The sequence below is a fragment of the Alistipes sp. CAG:29 genome (assembly GCF_000435435.1).
GTDB lineage: Bacteria > Bacteroidota > Bacteroidia > Bacteroidales > Rikenellaceae > Alistipes > Alistipes onderdonkii.
Genome location: NZ_FR893430.1, coordinates 1 through 2630, shown reverse-complemented (window position 1 = coordinate 2630; position 2630 = coordinate 1). Strand labels below are relative to the sequence as shown.

Sequence of the window (2630 nt, the reverse complement as noted above, 5' to 3'; positions counted from 1 at the left end):
TGGTTGATGGCGTGGGCGTTCATCACGATACGGCTCTTCTGTGCCTGCCGGAAGATGCGCACGAGCCGCACGACGGGGATACGCTGCGAGTCGATGATGTCGCGCAGGACGTTTCCCGCACCGACGCTCGGCAGCTGGTCGATGTCGCCGACGAACACCAGCCGCATACCCACGGGAACGGCTTTCAGCAGGTTGTTCATCAAAAGGATGTCGATCATAGAACACTCGTCCACGATCAGCGCGTCGCCTTCCAGCGGGTTCTCGTCGTTGCGCTTGTAGCCGTCCTGCGGGTTGTACTCCAACAGCCGGTGGATGGTCTTGGCCTCCATGCCCGTCGCCTCGCTCATACGCTTGGCAGCACGTCCCGTCGGTGCCGCCAGCAGCACGCGCAGGCCGGCTTTTTTCAAGGCCGCGATAATTCCCTGCGTCGTAGTCGTCTTACCCGTACCGGGGCCGCCGGTCAACACCATGACTTTGGACGTGACGGCCTGCCGGATAGCCGCAAGCTGAACTTCGTCGTATTCGATGCCGGTTTCCGCGGTGAGGGACGACGGATCGAAAAGCCCGTCGAACAACGAACGGCCCGGACTCTCTGCCAAATCTCTCAGGCGACGCGACGTACCGCACTCGGCATGGTAGAACGGAGGAAGGTAAATGGCGTCCTTGTCGAGAATAAGGTCTTCGGCCTGAAGCATCCCTGCGAGGGTGTCACGGATAGCCGTTTCGCCCGCTTCAAGAAGCTGCCCCGCAGTCTTTACCAGCTGTTCCTCCCCGGCGTAGACATGTCCTTCGTCCGAAAGTTGTCCCAGCGTATAGAGGATGCCGCTCCGGCACCGTCGCGGGTCCTCTTTCTCATAGCCCATCTTTGCGGCGATGCCGTCGGCGGTCTTGAAGCCGATGCCCCAGATATCGTCGGCAAGGCGGTAGGGATTCTCCCGCACCTTGTCAATACTCTCCTTGCCGTATTCCCGGTAGATTTTGGCCGCATAGGCCGTGCTCACGCCGTAGCCCTGCAGAAAAAGCATGACATTTTTGATGTCTTTCTGCTTCTCCCAGCTCTCGCGGATCTTCGCCACACGCTTACGTCCGATGTTCGGAACTTCGTAAAGCCGTTCGATCTCCGTCTCGATGATGTCGATGGTCTCCGTTCCGAATCGCTGGACGATAGCCCGGGCGAACCGGGGGCCGATGCCCTTGACCAATCCGCTGCCGAGGTATTTTTCGATCCCGTACACCGTGGCGGGCATCGTCTCCTCCCATGTCGCGGCGACGAACTGGCTGCCGTAGCGTTTGTCCACCTTCCATTCGCCGCGGCACAGAAGGACGCTGCCCACGGGAACCTCCAGCAGGTTACCCACGAGCGTGACAAGGTCGTTATAGCCCTTCACCTTGACCTTCAGCACCGAGTATCCGTTCTCGGGATTCTGATAGGTGATACGTTCCACGACACAGCGCAGAAGAGTTGCCGGGTGTTCGTTCATAAAACGGACGATACTGAATACCCAGTAAAATTACGGAAAAAATCCCGGAATAGCAATGCCGCCGGGCATACGACCTTTATTCATCGTCCAAGGTATTGAGATATTCTTTGATAATATCCCTATGACATGGATAAGGCTTACAGAAGCATCCCAAGCGTTTGCCTTTCAAAGCATGGATACGCTGACGAAACTCAGGATCGGTACGCAGGCGTCCGTAAAAATAACTGCGGTAGCGGTCCAAAGTAGCACCGCGGCTCATGCCTGGCAGCAGCCGAAAAGGATTCCCGAAATAACCGTCTTCACCACGGCCGGCACGGTCGATGTAAACATCGCATGCTGCATAACGAATGTTTACCACTTCAGTTCGTTTCATGACATAAAATTTTAACATTGACGCGGGGGTCTCCCCGCGTCGGAATGCACTACGCCCGTTCCACTACGACGATCTCCGCACGGCAGGCAGTACGTGCGAACGGCTCCTGCATGGGTGTCCGGTAGTGAATGATAAAATGTCGCATCGTCTCCTGTACGGCTTTGGGACGCTGCTTGTCGATAAAGCCGTACGACAGAAGCAGCACGGCCCAATCGCCCGAGCATTGCGTACGGGAGAGCCATTGCAGAAAAGATGTACACTCCGTAATTTCGAACGGCGGGTTGGCGATGACGTTCTCGCAGCGGAAATCGATCTCTCGGAACTGCATCCGCAGTGCATTAGTTTCGGGATAGAGACGTTCGTAAAGATCGACCAGTTCCGCATCGGCATCGAAGCCGAGTATCGCCGACGGATGCACGCCTTCGAGGAGCAGGGCGCGCGTAAGTTGCCCTGTACCGCAGCAGGCGTCCACGATACGGCTGTCATTGTCGAAATATCGCACGGCCAGCGCCGCCATCTGGCGGGCCGTGCGGTCGGGTGTCAGGTATTGCGAAGCATAGACGCCCTTGCGGCGCTGCCGCTCGCACATTGCATCATACGGCCAGTTATCGCCGCCGTAGAGGAATGGCAGGTCATTGTGCTGCTGCCAATAATCGAGAATCTCCGGCAGCGTATCCGGCCAGTAGAAATTGCGCCGCAGATAGTAATTCTGAAGCGCATAGCGTTTTGTGATTCTTTCAAAGATTTTCATTGGATCAGGTTTTAGGGTTACTCTT

2 protein-coding genes and 1 pseudogene are annotated in these 2630 nt (G+C 56.8%); all 3 read right to left on the bottom strand.

From position 1 onward, the window contains the following. A partial coding sequence (locus QVP03_RS04020; RefSeq protein WP_288210631.1) for an SF1B family DNA helicase RecD2 occupies positions 1-1481 on the bottom strand: 1481 nt, incomplete at its 3' end. Between the two features lie 88 nt (positions 1482-1569). Then, positions 1570-1854: pseudogene (locus QVP03_RS04015) on the bottom strand (DUF4326 domain-containing protein); the annotation flags it as partial. A gap of 49 nt (positions 1855-1903) precedes the next feature. Continuing rightward, on the bottom strand, positions 1904-2605 hold the full coding sequence (locus QVP03_RS04010) for a hypothetical protein (RefSeq protein WP_022332305.1): 702 nt from the start codon (positions 2603-2605) through the stop codon (positions 1904-1906). Between the last annotated feature and the right edge of the window lie 25 nt (positions 2606-2630).

Coding starts and splice junctions, on each gene's coding strand:
- QVP03_RS04010 (WP_022332305.1), bottom strand. CDS start 2,605: ATGAAAATCTTTGAAAGAATCACAAAACGCTATGCGCTTCAGAATTAC.